We start from the raw sequence: 17,879 nt of genomic DNA, 5'->3' as shown, positions 1-17,879 counted from the left end.
AGAGAGAACCTGAAAGCATCAACAGGATAGAGCCGCACCCACATCACAACTGATCAGCACTTGGTTGACGGACAAAACCCGAAGACCCTCACCCCAAACCCTTCTCCTGGAGGGAGAAGGGCTAAGATTAGCTGATCATCCAAGGTTGGAAGAGGGCTAGCGTGAGGAGCCGATCCTATAGCTCTCTAAGCAGGTGTGATCTAACGAGAGAAAGAGTCTCAACGGGTTGTTTGCAGGGCCCGAGGCTCAATGTTGATGAACGGGATGGCACCATCGCCACCCAGGACTTGAGGAAACTTACCATCCCATTTTTCAATGGCCTGCTTCTGCAATAGCTCTGCAGTGAGGGTTTCTCGCAGCAGTCGCTGAGCTTCCGCCTGTCCTTTAGCGCGGTTAATGGTGGCTTCTGCTTCCTGCTCTGCCTCCCGAGCAATGTAGACAGCTCGCTGGGCACGCTGTTCAGCTATTTGCTTTTCCTCAACCGCCTTGGAAAATTCCGTTGAGAAATTAAGATCCACGACACTGGTGTCTAACACAATAATGCCGTACTTGACCAAACGCTGACCCAGCGCTTCATCGAAGTCTTTCTTAAGTTCATCCCGCTTCGTAATAGCTTCTTCCACCGTCCGTCGAGCCGCTGCCACCTTGAAAGATTCTTGAGTTTGCGGTGCAATAATCTTAGCCACAATATTTTGCAGCGTCCCTTGGGTACGACGGATATTTACCACCTCAATTGGATCAAGGCGGAAGTTGATCGCAAAACTTGCCGATAGTTGCTGCAAGTCTTTGGTCGAACTTTGGGCCGGCACTTCAAATTTTTGCACCGTGACATCATACACATCCACACGGGCGATGATGGGTGGCTTGAAGTGGAATCCTTCTAGCAACACGCCGTCCCGCGCTTTTCCTAAAATGCTCAACACCCCTGCCTCACCGGGATTGATGATGAAAAAGGAGTTAAGGCTGAAAATGGCCAACAGTCCTACCAATCCAATGGCAATCAGAGACTGTACACTTGGCTGTTCTTTCATAGAGTTATCCTACGCTCGTCGCTTCTTGACTGTAGCGCAAGGTGTCACCCGTGTCGCCGTCTGATCATGGGTCTAGTCAGTCCACATAGCGAAATGATTCTAAAATTTGCCGGGCGGTCTCGGGGCGCAGAAGATTGCAATAGCGTCGCATGGTCATACGGCTAGAAAGACGGTAGAATGCGCCGTCGCCCTCAATCCAGTCAGAAAACAAGATGGGTTCGGGAAAGGGGCCGTCTGGATCGCCGGTTTCAGTCCAAAAGATTTGGTAGCTGGGAGGGCTTGCATCTTGGACAAAGGTGGGTGGGTTAATAGCTTGCGATCGCTCCGGAACCGGCCCGCCAAATCCCCCAGTGCTGGCCTCTATTTCAAAACAAGCCGCTTCGGTACCGCTCAGTTGAGGTTGACGATAGGTAATTAGATAACCATGACCATCACCGGGGCCGCTAGGATTGGGGGCAAAGGCTTCTACATAGTCTACCTGAAAGCCCTCAGGAATGTAGGTGGGCAAGGCGATGGGAATTTCAGCCTGCCGCAAAATGTTCATGTCGTTTACCGTCAGCATGGCTTGGTTCAGAGCCGCTACTGGCTGACCTAGCTGAGCCTCGGGAGCAGCGATCGCCCCTAGATCCGACAGAGAAGAGAGACCTAGGGCCAACACTGCGAGCATCGTCAGCCGTCCCCACGTTGGCAGTGTCGATTGGATCATAGACTTCACTCCTGTCATGACATCAAACAAGTTGCCTAGTCAACAACAGAAAACTTGGTTGTCATTCCAGAAAAATGGACTGAATTACACGTGAAATTCTCGCCTACAATTCCGTGAATCTGTGAATATGAAGGAGTTGCTGCCATGAGTTTTACTGCATCAGGGAATGATATCAAGTTTAGTTAAAAAGCCATAGAATCTATCTCTTATCTCAATCCCCTTTCAGATCTGGGAGAGACAACTACGCGTTCCGTGAGAGGTTTGGGGCTGCGGCGTGAGTTCAGCCGAACGGGTAGATCTATGAGGTGACCACTGAACTTCGGACTTGATATTACATGAACCTTATATCCTGATCCAGATTGCCATCTATGCTTCCTAGGGCAGGAACTTGTATAATCTCGCCGTCGTCATTTGACCCCATTGGTGTGTATCAGCCATACCTGGGCATGGCAACATTCTCCGAAATTCTACTGGATTTTAATGATCTCCATGACCATGAGAAAACCTCTTCATTCACATATCCTGTGGCAACACCTACCCATTGCCTTAATAGCTACAACTGTCCTTGGCTCAATTTATACCCTCACCCCTGAAGCGATCGCTGCTCCGTACCAGATCAGTCAGCAATCCCAAGACTGGCAGACGGCTTTAGACGTAGTACGACTGGTCAATGCTAGTCAAGAGGTAACGGATTTAGTCGTGCAGCTTAATGTCTTAAACAAACCTGATACATCTTATGCCAATACGGTGTATGAAGTTTTTGCACTGATCGATGGTCAATGGCAAGGAATTTATACCAACACAGGCGCTCGGTTGATCACCTCCCAAGCAGGATCTGTGACCTTAGAGCCAGAAGTCATTCCCATTACTGCGTTACAAGAGCGCCTAGATCAAGAGGGTCTAAACCTATCAGAGGTCGATCTACGTGTTGTTGCCCAAGTGCGGTATGATGTGCGCGGCGGTAGACGGGATCAAGTAGTAGAGACAGTCCAAACTCAGTCCTATAGCTTGATCGCTCAAACAACCACGATTGATGGCATTGTGGGGATCGTAGAACAGACTGAGACGTCAAGGGAGAGCGGTATCTTCAACCGCCCGGGAGGACGAATTGGTCTACCTGAGATTCAGGAAGGTGGAGTGTCTAATCGACCTAGTGCGATCACGGGGCTTCCTGAACTTCCTAGCCCTGACTCGACAACAGGTTCCGTGGCTGGCGACGATGTGGTAACGCTTTCCAATGGATATCGCGTGACATTTTTGGGTGTGTCTTACACAGGACAAAGCTCAACGTGGCGATACTACGTCGAAGAGTTGCCTGTTGCCCAGGATTTAAGTAACTGGGTGCTAGAACTGCCAAGCTGTGCGCGGATTGTAGATGCATCACCCCGAGGAGAATTAGTGAATCCGGATCCCAATGCTCGCCTGAGTGGTATTAAGTGGCAGCCGGGTGGTGGATTTGTAGAAGGTGAGTTTTCGGTAACCCTATCTGGATCGTTAACAGTGGGTCGTACAACAGTAGCTGTCAAGGGGCCAGATGTGGCTTTTGGCGACTTGGCTGGCCCTGCCTGCGGTATATAGAGGGGCTCCCTTGCCATTAACTCTCTGGTGTTGCTGAACTAAAAGATTAACCGCTAGCTATAAAACCTGAAACTCCATGCAAAAGGTTGCGGAATCATCTCACTATTCAGCAATGCCACCCCTCTTTCGTCATGGTGAGACATGCTAGTGACAGACGAATTTCTGTTATGGCAGCTACCACTATCTGACAAGAAAATCTGGGCTTGCTCTCTTGCTTTGCAACGGTAACGAAAAAGGGGTTCCTCTCTCTAAAGCCAGTTGCCAACAAGGATAAAAGGAGCCCAGTAGTAGGGAGCTTGATAGGCTTCACTATCTAGTAGGGCAAGTTGGGCTTGGCGAAGGGCAGCCGCCTTGGATAAATTATCTTGGGTCAAGGCTTGGTAAAACTGCTGCATGAAGACAGATGTGGAAGCATCATCCACTTTCCAAAGACTGCCGATGGTGCTGCGGGCTCCAGCCTGCACTGCAACGCCAGCCAAGCCAAGGGCAGCGCGATCATCACCTTGGGCTGTGTCACAGGCGCTAAAGACCAGAAGTTCAATGGGTACCCGGCGGCGCACATCGGTGACTTCTAGGAGATCCCGTAGCTGTAGTACGTTAATGGTATTGTCCCAAGCTAAGACATAGGTATTATCTAGATCGGAGCTAAACTGACCGTGGGTTGCCAAGTGAACAATTGGTGTAGAAGCAACATTCACAGTAGTTTGTAGACTACGAGTCGTAAATGCCTCGTTCAGCAATACTTGTCCGGAAATCTGGGAGCGGATAGCGTTGAGCTCTTCTTCAACGTTAGGTAAGTTGTTCAAGAGTCCAAAGAAGGGAGAGTCTTCAGGCACTTCGCTGACGCCCGCTAGGAGGATGCTATAGTCAGGCGATCGCTCGGGTGCAGGATCAACTAACTGTAAGCCAGGAGCTAGGGCAATGTTATAGTCTTGAATAAGATAGTCCGTACCATCAAATAATACTGCCATGGGAATATTACGCAGAGAGCCATCCAGAACAAAGACTAGGGTATCTAAGTCGCTGGTGGCAAGATCAGCCGCTAAGGGACGAATCAGCCAGTCATAGAGTTGTGCTGTCAGAGGACGCAAGCGGATGCCTATGCCTGATAGATCCCGAAACAGCAGGGGACGAAGCTCGCGGGCGGTGGCGGCAACAGTTTCGGCAGGGACGGGAACGCTATGGCGGATCGGGGGCTGATCGGGTAGGTTAAGGATCAGCTCCAAGCGATCGCTGAGGAGAATAGGATAGATGACTGCAGCCCGAGGATCGATGGTTTCGATATTAACGGCATCGGCATCTAGACAGGCTGCCTTGAAGAAGTTATCCAACTCCGCAAGCTGAAGCGCTTCGACCGTTTCTCGGGCCCGGTCAAGCTCTGCGGAACTGGGGGTGCGATCGGGGGCTAGCAGCAGGTCTACGAATTCCCGGTGGACAGGTTCGATGGTGTCGCGAAAGGAGAGCCAGGCTTCGGGATTATTAATGGAAACGACATCCGACCGCAGGGTTTTCAGGGTGGCGATCGCTTGATCATAGGCGGCGATCGCTCCCTCACGATCCTGTTGCTGCTTCAACAGCCTTCCCAGTTGCCACTGCCAGCGATAGGACACCTCCGGAGCCTCTAGGCGACGGGAAAGGGCTAGGGCATCTTGGGTCAAGGTTTGGGCATCCCGCCACTGCTGGTTTTGCTCATAAAGTTCCCCAAGGGTGCCTAGGGCATAGGATTGGGAGCGCTGGTCGCCAATCTGCTGGGCCTGTTGATGGGCTTGGGTCAGCAGATTGGCAATCTCTAATACCGTCGGGCTGCTGGATGGATCCTGTCCCTGACGCAGACGGATCAAGGTTTTAGCCACCTCCACCTGCTGATCCAGGCTGGCGCGGGTGGGGGGCAGTTGGGCAAGGTCAGGCTGAAGCTGGAGCCAAAGGGTTTGGGCGGCCAACCAGTTCTGTTGATCCACCAATAGACTGAGCTGACTGCTACGAATTTGGATTTGGTGTGGGAACGAGGGATCAGCGGCGATCGCTGCGGTGTAGGCGCGTTGGGCTTGCATGAGGGTATCGGTGGCATTACCGGCTCCCGGCGTACCGGCTTCTTGGAGCTGGCGTTGGCGGGCGGCTTGGGCGCGCAGGGTATGGCCCAGACTCAGGTTTGCAGCGGCGATCGCATCGGGATCGCCAATCTGGGTAGCGATGGCGAGACTAGCCTCCAGGGTCTGAATAGCTGGCGCAAACTGTCCTAAAAGCTGGAGAGTTTCCCCCAAGCTACGCAAGGCGATCGCCGTGGTCAAGCTAGCCGGTTGGGCGTTGAGGGCATCAACCTGATCCTGGAGCAGGTCAACGGCCCGCCGATAAAAGCCTAGGTCTTTTAGGGCCTGGGCTTGGTTGATGCGGCTTTGGGTCACCCCTGCCGGATCCTCTAAGGTTCCATAGAGATCGGCAGCTTGTCCCCAACTATCGTAGGCCTCGTTCAGCAGCCCCTGAGCTAGCTGAATACGACCGTAGATCGATAGGGCTTGGGCATAGGAACGGGATGGATTTGCGCCGTCAGCCGCACGCAGCAGGGATAAACTGGTGTCGATGGCACGGGTCGCAGCCTCTAAGTTTCCTAGATGCTGCCAGGTGAGGGCCAGGTTACTGAGGGCGATCGCCTGCTGTCGTTCGGCTCCCTGCTGAGCATAGACTTGGGCCGCCTGCTGCAAGCGGTCAGCCGCATCTTGATAGCGGCCAGCATCATAGAACTGCTGACCTTGCTGGACGAGATCATCAGCACTCACGCCTTGACTGATCGATGGGGGACTGGCCATGCCCCGCTCTATCTGAGTTGGCAGGATAATGCTCAACGCTACTAGGCAACCGAGGGCGATCGCCAGACTAGACCGCAGCCGTAGCGATCGCCGGCCCTGCCGCTTGCCTAGCGCAGACTGACGTTGATGGAAAAATACAGCCCATGTTCTTGCCATGTGTTGCGATCCGCCTCTATTGATACAAATGGAATACCCCAGTCCAAGCGAGCGTTGAGATGGTTTTGCTGCCAAAGTAGACCGATGCCGCCGCCCACAAGGGTGCGTGGATCGGGGTCGGGGTCATTGACATTCCAGCCCATACCCATATCCAAAAAGGGCGCGACTTGGAGCAAGCCGTTGACCCTTGGCTGCCGCCACACCGGTAGCCGCACTTCTGCCGACAGCAAGGCACCATTATCCGTGAGCAACAGATCCCGGCGATAACCGCGCACCGTATCCTGACCACCGATGCCAAACTGCTCTAGGGACAGCAGCGAGTCGGTGGAAAGCTGGACATCACTACGCACCAGCAGCAAGGCATCGTCAGCAAATAAATGCAGCCACTGACCCTGACCACGCCAGGCCAAAAAGCGGCTGTCGGGGCGATCTTGGTTCACCGTAGCGTCTAAGGCGTCTAGACCTAGGCTAAATTGCGATCGCACCGCAAACACATCCTGGGAACTGCGCTGCAGCCATTCCTGAAACAAGCGCAGCGCCACCACGCGGGTGTAGCCATTTTCATCGGCACCCCCCACCGTCAGCGGAAACGGCCCACCGAGGTCTGCCGGTAGATCCAGAATGCTGCGGGTTTGTTGGCGGCTGGCGGTGATGCCCACGGCCAGCTCTTCATTCAGGGTTTGAAACAGCGGCTGGCGATAGGTCAGGTCTACGAAATTCGACTCGGACTCCACCTGAAGCTGGTTAAACGGCCGCTCAATCACCTCCGCCATACCCACCCCCGTGCTGAATTCTAAGGTGCCACCCTGGGGATTCAGAAACACACGAAACCGCCCTTCCAGAGCATCACTGCCCGAGGTGCGAGCGTAGCTAAGGTTAAGGGTTTCACCTGCCCCGCTCACATTGAGTTCGCTGATCTCCAGCCGCTGCCGAAATTCACCCACGCTGGGCGATCGCCGATTATCTAAGGTGCCGATTATATTAAACGTATCGGCTTCCAGCACATCAAGGATCAATAAACTCGTACCCAACTCCGGGCCAGCCGATAGCTCGGCGGTGAGCGTCTGAATACGCGGATCAAGCTGTAACAGTTGCAGCCGCTCTAACAAATCATTCACATTCAAGGGGATATCAGCCCCTAGGGCAATACGACGGCTAAAGTAGCGATCGCTCAAGCGTTGGTTATTGCGTACTTCAATGCCCTCTAGCCGTCCTTCCACCAGTTCCATTTGCACCACCCCGGCTTGGATCGGTTGGGGAGGAATGAAGGCCCCGGATGTTACGTAGCCCGCATCCAGGTAAAGCTGAGTCACCGCCGATCGCGCTTCGTACAGTTCATCGAGGGTAATCGGTCGGTTGGTATAGGGTTGAGTAACCTCCTCTAGCTCAGCGTCACTAAAGGCCGTATTGCCCACAAACTCAAATCGCTCTACCACAATGCGATCCAAGCTATCTAAACCAGGATCCTCAATGGCGTCTGGTTCAACGGGACGCAGCAACTCGTCCGGCGGCGGCAGGGGCGGCGGTACGTCATCATCAAACAGCGGGTCATCAAACAGCGGATCATTAAACAGCGGTGCTGGCAGCACTTGGCTCACTGGGGCGTCTAGGAAAACAGAACCACGTGCCTCTGGACGATCTGGAGTATGTAGATCTAAGGGGATAGTCTGGGGCGATGTATCGGGAGCATTCCTCTGAACCACCGGATCGTCCTGATCCTTAGACTCACGGACGGGGGCGCGATCGCTAGCAGAGTCTGGAACAAGCTCAATGGGAACTAGGATAGCCGGGTCAGGAACGACGAGCAGCGACGGCTCAGTGGGACGCTGGCGGGAGAAGGGCTCAAGCAACTGGGGTGCATCGATTCCATCTAAGTTCCCTAGATTGAGTCTATCCACAGTAGGTTCAACGTTCGCTTGGGCGATCGCTCCCCTATCATACCGCGGTTCCTCAACAGCGCGGAAATCCTCAAGGGCAATAGCTACCCGACTGGAACAACAGAATATTCCAGGTATTAAAATAAAATAAAAATAATGAAATGATCGGTGATGCATACCGTGGTAGTCCGTGACGTTAAGAGGGCGATCGCGTGCGAGGTAAGTAAGCCTAGGGTGATGGACAGACTGAAGCTGGCGTGGCTGGCTGGGATGCTCCCTCCGCTACTAGCCAAACCTGACCCGTTTCATCCCGCTGCCATCCTTGAAACTCCCTGGGGGGTATTTGAGATGGCTCATGGGGGATCATGGAGGAGCGATCGCCCTGGGATGGATCGTTAACCTCGGGAGAGCGATCGTCCTCTGCCCAATCGACGATCACCGCTGCCTGCCCTCGATAGGTATCCGGTGTAGTGGGAATGCCGCCACGCCCAGTGACGTAGAACGCCCCGACCTGCCCCGACTGCCCCGACCCTAACCCTGGGCATTCTTGGGTGACCAAATCTTCCGCATTTACCAACGCGGTCGGCAATTCATTTAAGCCGCGAATCGGATCCACATCTAGTTCATTAACATTTACAATGCCATCCACGCCAAATTCTGAGCTAGCCGTGATGTCATTGGTTGTCAGCACATCCGGTCGTTCAGCAATATCCTGAAGATTAATCGGCCGCACGATTCGAATATTGCCACCATCCCCGTCAAAGGCCTCGGCACGGATGTTGTTGTCATTAAAGGGAATGGCAAAGATCGCCCGTTGAATATCCAGCTCAATATTGCCGCCGTCTCCACCTCCCTGGATCTGCCCAGCACTGGTGGAGATATTGCTGGCGTTGGCCAAAATCAGAAAGTCTGTTCCCGTCAAGAACAAATTGCCGCCGTCCCCGGAGCCGGTTGCTGCATTAATAAAGGAGCGATCGGTGACGATGAACAAGTTGTTGACCGCCAAAAACAGGTCGCCGGCTGCCGCATCTGGTTCAACCGCTAAGGTGGTAATACCCGACCCACTATTAGCTATGAAGGAACCCCCTGCCCCAATGCCAATTTCGCCGCCATTCCCTTGGGCTCCTACGTTCGCCAAACTAAGAATAAAGCTACCATTTTCCAGAATCAAATCGCTGGCGGTTGCCACAACAATATCGCCAGCCTGACCGACCCCATTGGTACTGGTGTTAATCACAGCACCGTTAGACAAAATCAGCGTATCTTGCCCTAGGATACGAATCTGGCCGCCTTGACCCACGGCATTTTCCCCAACGGCGCTATCAATGCGAGCGTTATCGATGACGATCGCCCCATTGGAGACCACCACGATCGCCCCTGCCGGCCCTCGGGAAAACGTACTGCTGTTCAACGATCCACCATCGGTCATCACTAAACCATTGGTTTCAATGGCAATACCGCCAGCCCGCCCCACACCATTTTGGAAGACTGCGCTGGAGAGGCGTGCCCCGTTACTCACCTCAACCGTCCCCGATTGAATCAGCACCCGACCGGCTGGCCCCCGACCATCCGTGCCGCTTTCCACCGATGATCCTCCGGTAACCTGCAGGGCGGAACTGCCAATGAACACGCCGCCGGCCTGGCCCCTGCCATTGCTCAATACATTGCTATCCAAAACGCCGCTACTTTCCACCGTCACATTGGGCGAGAGAACATACAGCAAGCCGCCATTGCCCTGACCATTGGTGCTGGTGCTGACTTGGGCACCCTCGGAAACCGTGACGGCATCCCCAGAAATCAGCAAAACTGAGCCGAAGAGAATATCAATCGGGTCGTCGGCATTGGTGTCGTCCAGACGAGCGATCGCCTCAAAAATGTCTTCCGTGTTGCCGGTTGCTCCAGGATTGAGCCGATTACGCACCCCCGTATTGGCTCCGCTAATCGTCATCCTGTCTGTGCTCACCAACACCACATTGCCCGCCCGGCTGCGGGACGTTCCCACAGCTTGTTGATCTTCGTCTCGACCGCAAAAGGACGATGCCCCCAATCCACCGCAAATATTGCTGCCGCTGAGGATGCTCAACGTACCAGCCGTCATCGATAGATCGCCCCGCCCCGCTCCGGTCACGTCAATGATGGCACCATCCGTCAGCGTCACATCACCGAGAGCGGCAGCATCAGGGTAGGTGAGCCGCAGGCGACGCCCATCTTGGCTGCTCCGTATGGTCACGGTGCCAGGTTCTACCAATCCACCCAGTTCCACCCGTCCCCCCGATGCCCGCAGGTAGCCACCCTCCAGGATCACATCCCCTCCCAGCAAAATGAGGCTGCGCCCGTCAGGTACGCTAAGACCGTTGGCTACAGGTCTGAGATCGTTAGGATCAGGGGCGATCGCTTGATGAACAATTTCACCCCGAGGTCGATTCAGTTGATTGAACACAAAAGCTGAGGGATCAACCCGCAGGGTCTGGGCAGGCACCTGCGGGCTACGAGCGCTAAACTCACCGTTGCCGAGCTGGATAGCATCCGCCGTTGTAGCCACAAACGAGCCAGATACATCCAAGCGGGCATTGGGGCCAAAAAATACCCCATTGGGGTTCATCAAGAACAGATCTGCTGTTCCATCCACCCCCAGGGTACCCAACAGATCCGAGCGGCTGGTGCCAGTCACCCGAGTGAGGATGGTGTCTACGCCAGCGGGACTGGTGAAATACACCCGCTGTCCATCCCCCACATTAAACTCCCGAAAGCTATGGAACAAATTGCCGCCCCGTTGGGCTCCACCCTCAATGCGATCGCCCTGCGCGCCACGAATCTGCACATCCCGCACTACCCGCGACGGTTCTGCCCCTAGGGACGCATCCCGAATAATTTGCCCGTGAACCGGCATCCCCACCCCAGCTAAAACACTGAGTATCAGGGTTACCCCCAAACCTACCCTAGCCGGCTGGTTCATCGCTACTCTCCTCGGTCACCCTGAACAGTAGATAAAAGATGACGTGCTTTCAGTAGAATCACAGGGGTAACCCCGTCCCTATAGCCTGAGACTCACGCCCCTACTTCAACTTGTTGGACAGCGTAACAACAGCAAGACTGGAATTCTACGGACGTAAATTTACGGGCACGCCATGGTACGGACTGATAATAGCCTGCCTCCTCCCATGGGCGCAAGCGATGCTAATGGGTTCTTATTCTAGCTAGGATCGACCCGCAAACCAGAGCTTCCTTGATGAACCATGTCTAGACCATAGAAAATTATTGATGCCAGCACCTCCTAGAGGTGTAGCAATTTTCTCAGCTTGGTTTCTAGTTCGGGAGTAATGAAGCGATCGCCCCGTTCTAGCTTACCGATATAGTCGGCACTCACCCCCAAAAAGCCACCGATTTCCTTACGGCTCCAGCCTTGATTTTGCCGTGCAGATTTCATGATGTCGCCGGTGAGGGATTCCACAATCGCAGCCGGCGTAATGGCTTTCGGGCGCTTGGGATCCTTAATTTTGTCTAGTAAATCGGGAATGGGGTGAGGCGGTTTGATCGTCAGCTTGGCCTGCAGCAAGCGCTCAATCACCTTAATCTTGCGCCAGTCTTGAGGTTTCGCATCTTTACTGCCAGGCTGCAGCCAGTCGGGATAGGTTTCTGGATCAAACTCAATCCGCCAGCCTAGGCTCATCAAAAGGTTGAGCGCCTTATTCCAGCGTTTCTTCAGGTCACGAGCTTTATACTTGTTGTTCAAGGCTCGATCCAGCTCTAGCTTAGGCAACACCTCTTCTAGCAGGCTAATCACGCGGTAATCGTAGGGATTTTGGTTGCGGGCGCGAATTCGAGCATCGAGGGTAAGCTGAATGGCCAGCCGTAGCGCCATTTCATTATGGTAGGGGTCAATTTTTAGGATATCTTTGGCAAGATAGCCAAACTGGTGTAGCGCTTCCTTGGCTTTGCTGCCCGCCCGGTTGAGGAAATGCTTCGTCCATAGACCTGGACTGATGGTGATATAAACTTCCTCAGGCTTCTCAATTTTGCCCGTCACCCAGTCAATTTGCCCGTGGGGGTCAATCAACACGTCCCACATGCGCCCAATGGGAGTGCTGGCATCAATCTGGCGGCGACCCCGCCCCTCCACCCACACCGATCGCACTAGTAGGCAGGATAGAGCGTAGGCGGTACTCGCCACCGCATTGCGCTTCTCGGGCATATTGGTGTTGTGGTTCTTGTCCCAGCCGAGAAGCTGAATAATGTCGCTGGCCCGCAGGGTAAACGTACTTTTCCACGGCTCTCCTTGATCCATCGTCTGAGCCGCGAAAATAAGCTGGAGCTTGACGGTATCAAACCCAAATTTGTTGATAATTTGCTCGGCGGCTTCCCAGGGCAGCATGGCAATATCCCCAGGGTTGGTGATGTAATGCTCAATATAATTAGCCGGATTCACCCGACTGCGGTAGTGGAAAACAGCCAGTTCATCATCACTCCGCTGCCATAAATCAGGACGAAGCTGGGCCCGAATGCTGCTGGCAATGGGAATGCAGGTGGGAACCACTGCAATTGGGTCTAGGGTGAGGTTGGTTTCTGTCTCTGCTGGTGGCCGCTGCTTGAGACCCAGGATTTTCTCAATATCTTGTAATGTACAGTTGGGCAGATTGAAGCCATCGATAATTTTTTGAGTAATATCCTGGCAATAAATTTGACCAAAAAAGCTGATTTTTTCTTGCAGGACGGGTGAGCTAGGATCTAGCAAATAGGCGCTACAGCGTTCTTTCAGCGAGGATAAGGAGATTTGCTGCAGGGTATCAGGACTGATGCTAGCTTCAATATCCTCTAGGGCCCAGATGACCAGATTGGCCCCAATGGCTCTGGCAAACTCTTCTTTGAAGCCAGCATGATTGAAAAATTCTGCCAGGGAATTTTTGAGGTAGGCCTTCGTCTTGTCTTCATCGAGTACCAGCTCCAATCGCTGGGGCCCCTTGCGGCGTCCTGTAGCCAATTTCAGATGAGGCAGGCTCGTATCGATCGCGTCGATACCGTAGGTTTCAATATCTTGGGCAAGGCGATGTTGATAGACACTCACCAAATACTGAAACAGTTGCAGGGTGACGGTATCCGGCAACGATGAATAGTCCCGTAAGGTGCCTGTTAGGGTTTCAAGATAGTCTGGCGTGAGCAGGTCGGAGACTAGCTTAGCCCAGCGATATCCTTTGTCGCCGACGGGAGAGCCTGTAGAACCAGTTGAGGCATGAATCGTGGTTGGTACAACCACCTCCACATCTGTTCTAGAACCTACGTCTAGGGAGCGATCGCCTTCTGAGGCATCCCTAGGAGAGGCCTGAACAGTTGTAGAAGATGCATGGGATTCTGCGGTCATAGGAGCGATCGCCTAACGGGCAATATTAAACTCTTACTATAGCTGAGTCTTAACGTGTACGCGACCTAGGTCACACTAACCATAACTCTCCAGGAGGATTCCGATCAACCGTGATCCCGATCAACCGTGATCAATAGACCGTTATCAATAGTATGTAATCCTTCGTCTTCATCTATCCGAATCAACCATCTAGTTAGATCAACCACCTATCTGGGTCAACCACCCATCACCTATCTAGGGCAACTATAGAGAGATGCAGGAAATCCAGTATGCTAAGTCTATTCTTTGTAAAATCTTTGTAAAAAGCGCATCTCCATGCCCCCTCAGCCTATCTCGCCTCGTCCAGTTATTTTAGATACAGACCCCGGAGGCGATGATGTCGTGGCGCTATTTTGGCTAGCGGCCCTCCAAGCCTCCAAGCTTATAGAGCTTGTGGCTGTGACGACGGTAGATGGCAATGTATCTGCAGCCCAAACCTTCCGCAATGCCAGTCAAGTGCTAGCACGCTTACAGCAAGCAACGGTTATCTTGGGGCAAGGACAGCAGGGCAGTGGGCAGACAGACGATGCATCTCATATCCACGGGGCAGATGGACTAGGCGGTCTATCTCAGGTTCTAGAGCCACCTGGTCATGATCGAGAAACTGCTCCATGGTCTGAAGATGTGATCATTCAGCAGCTCGAAACCCGTCCTCATGAAGTCACCGTTGTGGCAATTGGGCCTCTCACCAATCTAGCGGCAGCAGAACGAACCCGTCCGGGCATCTTGCAACTGGCTAAAGAAATTGTCCTGATGGGGGGTGCCTTTACCTGCCCTGGGAACATTACAGCTCAGGCAGAGTTCAATATCCACTTCAACCCCGATGCAGCCCAAACGGTGTTAGCCAGCCGCCAAGATGTGGTTATCCTTCCCCTGGATGTCACCCGTACCCTCCTGTTCACCCGTGAGCAGGTGCGATCGCTAGGGCAGACGTTCCACCACCATCCAGCAGCAGGCCTGTTGGTGGAACTCTGTGAATGTCTGATCACAACCGCCATGGCCTATCGAGAAACCTCTGGGCAACCAGGTTTTCTGGTGCATGACGCGGCAGCGATCGCCTATCTCTGCTACCCCCACCTGTTTACCTTTCAACGATCCCAGGTGCAGGTTGAAACCCTTGGGCAATGGACGCTTGGGCAAACCGTCAGCGATCGCCGCCTTCTACCCCAGTTTGCTAATAGTTGGGTTGCGCAAACGGTAGATTCAGAACAATTTTTCACATGTCTTCTGGGTGATCTACATCGGTTCTTCACCCATGATCCATCCAACAGCAGTATGTTGGACTGATCGTCTATCACAACAGGGGGCGCGAGCAGTCTATCTTTGGGTAGAGAGACAAGAGAGATCTCTCTTTCGGTACGCACAGAGTCGTCACAACGTTTCATGTCATAGACCCTAGGCATTGGGATGAATACCTAACCGCCCAAGGTGCCAGCATCGCCTGAGCTTATCTTTTGTACTTGGCACATGCCCTAGGGTAGCTGCAGGTCACGGTGCTGTTGTTATCAATCGGTCAAGCCATAACCAGGTCAACCTGCCCACCACCCGCAAACCGGCGTTGCCGAAGCTGAATGAGGCTATGAATCGCCATGGGAGCGGGTTGCTCACCCTCCCAATTCATTCACCATCTAGGTCGTGTGAGTGTCCTGCTCACGGTTTCTTAGCAAATCCTACTGCGATAGCAAACCCTACTGCGATTCAGTAACGCCCGGATGAAATATGTATCCTGAGAATGGCTGACCTACGGACGTACTTATTGTCCCAACGGTTACCCTACGGTAACATTGTGCAATAGTTCTTGATAATCAAGGTATTAGCCAGGGTTCTGAGTATTTAGACGGTAGTGGCCTATTGGTTATTCAGTAATTTCATCTAGGCCGCAGCTAGGATTTCTTCCTTGTTTTATGAACAAGTTTTATGGACAATCAACGACGATAGACCTTCTTATGGTGAACTTGGGGCGGCACAACGGCTGTAAGACCGGCTCTTGAATATCCTGATTCGATGTAATACCTGACAACAGCCATGCTGAAAATCCTAAAACTCTCCAGAGCAGGGAAGAGTCAAACCATAGGCATCACACAGCGATCGCGTCACCATCCTGCGATAATCATGGTGAAATGTTGATATGAAGCTGACATAAAGTGGGAATGATAGTGCAAAACCATGAACTCTCCCATGGTGACTAGAGCGATCGCCAGGGAAGACCAAGTCCGTCACAGTAGCTACACAAGCATCTCAAATTCAGCTTGAATGAACACATTGATAGCCACAACAGCAGGTTCTTCCTTCAAAAGCCGTTCCTCATCTTTGGGGCATGGTTGCTCTGACAGGTGTTCATTCCACCCCAATACCCATCGCCAAACCATGATTCTGCCTACAAAACATGACACATTTCATCCTGATTGCAAATATTTTCCACTGAATTTACTCAAGACCTGTCAAGTTTTGGAAAATATTTGATACTATTATCTAGTCTTCGCAAATTCTTATTCAGGATAGACCTTGGAAGAGGCATGAACATAGCAGCGTTGTTTACAAAGGGAAGTAAGTTCAACCGGGTGACTGGCTTATAGCTGAGCTGTTCCGTCATTCGGCGGCAAAGATGTGCCTAGATCAACATCTGGTTCAGTATAGTGGTCAGCACATTGGGAAAAAGGTTGAATGATTGCCGTTTGTAGCCCCTTCTAGCATGGATTCTGCTGTTTCTAATCAGCCTTGCTTCATAACCCCAACCAAGTATTGTCTTCGGCTTCAGATATATCAGCCTTATACCTCCGTCGGTTTTCATCATTGAATATTATGGATTCCATCAAACAATGACATCTGTCAGTCTAGCGATCGCAATCGTTCGATTCAAATGTCTTGGGCGATTGTGCCGTTCATTCAGGCAGATAGGATTGTTCATTGATGAGCAATTCAGGAGTTTAGTTCACCCAATCTCACGCTCAAAGCCGCTGGTGCAGTCCGAGTTTTTCGGCTGTTCCAACTGGTGATTCATTCAGTAAACCCCACAGATGAGGGATAGATAAATGGCTAATCTTATGCTTTCGACCAGTGACGCCTACGTTTTGGCGCAGCACCGTGGTTTTGATGGTTCCAAAGAACAGCTACGGATGATGGCTCGCGAGACGCCCCAAGCCCTAGAAAAGCAGTATGGGCTAGCCTACAGCAGTACGCCTAAATTCAGCCGCAACGCCAGAAATTGGGAAGATATGCGTCCTAGTGATGCTGTGCCCAAGCCCGACGTTCCTCCCAAGCGCAAGCCCGGTCGTCCCAGACGTACAGAGGTCACGCCTCCGGCTCCAGCTCCTGTCGTTACCCGTGAGCCGGCTCCTGTGGCGACACCAGCGCCTAGCCCCAAGCCAGGCAAAGCTAGCATTCAGGATGTTTCAGAGCTAGCCCAAGTGTTGTCTTGGTTTACTCGTGAGGTGGAGCAACTGCGTCAACAGTTGCAGCAGGTCAAAACTCAAAAAACGGTGCCGGGCGTCAGCTCACAGGCGATCGACCAACTGCAGTCAGAAAATGAGTCTCTGAAAGCAGAAAACGCGGCTCTACGGGACAAAGTCAACCATGTGCAGCAGGCGTTAGGGATTGTGGAGGAAGAGCCTGCCTACAGCCCTCCTGCAGCAGAGCCAGCACCCACGCGTCAGCGGAAGACAAAGGCTACAAAGACAGCGAAGACCACGAAGAAAGCAACCCGAGGACGGCCTCCGTCGAAAGGGCGTGCTGCCAGTAGTGCAAATGGTCTAGACTCTAACGTTAACCTTGCCTTGGAAGCTATCTTTAGCTACAACAACCAGTCGGGGTTATCAAAGGAAGACAAGTGGGCAGTATCCTACCCAGTTATGAAAGATTTGCTGAAGCAAGTTGGGGCTGCAACCCAACCTAAGATCAAGCAAGTGTTTGATGCGCGGCGGGATGAAATCAATCGTCATCACCAGTCTCATGGGCTATCTAGCCGTCATAACCGAGTGCATGGCGATCGCTCCATCTCTGACTATATCCAGCTTACGTAGGTCGTAGTAGGCGTAGCGTCCTCACCTAGGGCGCTGCGCCTGCGAGGACGGTATCTTGAAGGACTGGGGAAAAGGAGGAAACTATCGTCAATCCACGAAGGTTTCCCGACATGGCGTTGCTAAATCAGAGTATGAACCTCTAGCTAGAGATTCTGAAACTCTAGGCAAAAGCTTGCGGAATCATACCGCTATTTAGCACTGCCGGTTTCCCGAAATACTAGGCTCTGTTTTAAAACTATAGCCACAGCATGATAGAAGCTAGAGTCAGCATGGCGAGGTAGTTCTCAGCCTTCTTCTCGTAGCGGGTTGCAAT

At 52.7% G+C, this 17,879-nt stretch carries 9 protein-coding genes; 3 read left to right on the top strand and 6 right to left on the bottom strand.

Annotated elements, in window-relative coordinates; genetic code table 11:
• Positions 1–218: 218 nt before the first annotated feature.
• Positions 219–1,031: a prohibitin family protein gene (locus JUJ53_RS18645; RefSeq protein WP_204153545.1), complete on the bottom strand. Its 813-nt coding sequence runs from the start codon at positions 1,029–1,031 to the stop codon at positions 219–221.
• Positions 1,032–1,107: 76 nt separating this feature from the next.
• The gene (locus JUJ53_RS18640) at positions 1,108–1,737 is read right to left on the bottom strand and encodes a hypothetical protein (protein ID WP_204153544.1); all 630 of its coding nucleotides are present in this window, start codon (positions 1,735–1,737) and stop codon (positions 1,108–1,110) included.
• A gap of 495 nt (positions 1,738–2,232) precedes the next feature.
• Between JUJ53_RS18640 and JUJ53_RS18635 the strand changes: the two genes are divergently transcribed.
• The gene (locus JUJ53_RS18635) at positions 2,233–3,315 is read left to right on the top strand and encodes a hypothetical protein (protein ID WP_204153543.1); all 1,083 of its coding nucleotides are present in this window, start codon (positions 2,233–2,235) and stop codon (positions 3,313–3,315) included.
• A 248-nt stretch (positions 3,316–3,563) separates the two neighbouring features.
• On the opposite strand, the gene JUJ53_RS18630 is transcribed toward JUJ53_RS18635, so the two are convergent.
• The 4 genes from JUJ53_RS18630 to JUJ53_RS18615 all read right to left on the bottom strand — a co-directional run bounded on the left by JUJ53_RS18630 (position 3,564) and on the right by JUJ53_RS18615 (position 13,508).
• Positions 3,564–6,275, bottom strand: a complete 2,712-nt coding sequence (locus JUJ53_RS18630; protein WP_204153542.1) for a CHAT domain-containing protein — start codon at positions 6,273–6,275, stop codon at positions 3,564–3,566.
• Positions 6,227–8,173, bottom strand: a complete 1,947-nt coding sequence (locus JUJ53_RS18625) for a ShlB/FhaC/HecB family hemolysin secretion/activation protein (RefSeq protein WP_204153541.1) — start codon at positions 8,171–8,173, stop codon at positions 6,227–6,229. The genes JUJ53_RS18630 and JUJ53_RS18625 overlap by 49 nt, the downstream gene beginning before the upstream one ends.
• Before the next feature lie 208 nt (positions 8,174–8,381).
• The gene (locus JUJ53_RS18620) at positions 8,382–11,108 is read right to left on the bottom strand and encodes a filamentous hemagglutinin N-terminal domain-containing protein (protein WP_204153540.1); all 2,727 of its coding nucleotides are present in this window, start codon (positions 11,106–11,108) and stop codon (positions 8,382–8,384) included.
• A gap of 318 nt (positions 11,109–11,426) precedes the next feature.
• The gene (locus JUJ53_RS18615) at positions 11,427–13,508 is read right to left on the bottom strand and encodes a helix-turn-helix transcriptional regulator (RefSeq protein WP_204153539.1); all 2,082 of its coding nucleotides are present in this window, start codon (positions 13,506–13,508) and stop codon (positions 11,427–11,429) included.
• Positions 13,509–13,823: 315 nt separating this feature from the next.
• Between JUJ53_RS18615 and JUJ53_RS18610 the strand changes: the two genes are divergently transcribed.
• Both JUJ53_RS18610 and JUJ53_RS18605 read left to right on the top strand, forming a co-directional pair.
• Positions 13,824–14,834, top strand: a complete 1,011-nt coding sequence (locus JUJ53_RS18610) for a nucleoside hydrolase (RefSeq protein ID WP_239125200.1) — start codon at positions 13,824–13,826, stop codon at positions 14,832–14,834.
• 1,745 nt (positions 14,835–16,579) lie between these two features.
• The gene (locus tag JUJ53_RS18605) at positions 16,580–17,566 is read left to right on the top strand and encodes a hypothetical protein (RefSeq protein WP_204153538.1); all 987 of its coding nucleotides are present in this window, start codon (positions 16,580–16,582) and stop codon (positions 17,564–17,566) included.
• Positions 17,567–17,879: the final 313 nt, after the last annotated feature.

Origin of the sequence: Leptolyngbya sp. CCY15150, assembly GCF_016888135.1 — a bacterium.
Lineage (GTDB): Bacteria > Cyanobacteriota > Cyanobacteriia > RECH01 > RECH01 > RECH01.
The sequence above is the reverse complement of the archived record's forward strand: the minus strand, read 5'-3'. Positions and strand labels throughout refer to the sequence as shown.